Annotated in this window: 1 pseudogene; it reads left to right on the top strand. The window is 68.4% G+C overall.

Annotated elements, in window-relative coordinates:
• Positions 1-269, top strand: a pseudogene (locus SB771_RS34710) (hypothetical protein); the annotation flags it as partial.

Raw genomic sequence — 269 nt, 5'->3', positions numbered from 1 at the left:
ACCGCGCCGCCTTCATCCCCTCATTGCCGTGGCGGCGGGCGCCGTCATCGTCGCCAGTCTGGTGGCGACGGCGGCCGTGACGGGGCTGTTCCCGAAGGCGTCGAGCAACGGCGAGCAAAGCGACCAGGTGCAATCGGCGGCCGTTGCGCAGCAACAGCAGCCCGTCGTCGATACCGCGCAACCGGCTAACCTGAGCGCGCAGCAGCAAGCAGCAGCGCAACAACAGCAGGCCGAACAGCAAGCGGCTCAGCAGCAGGCTCAGGCACAAC

The organism is Burkholderia sp. SIMBA_051, from assembly GCF_046534915.1.
GTDB lineage: Bacteria > Pseudomonadota > Gammaproteobacteria > Burkholderiales > Burkholderiaceae > Burkholderia > Burkholderia ambifaria.
Note: the sequence above shows the minus strand (reverse complement) of the source record. Positions and strands in the feature narration are given on the sequence as shown.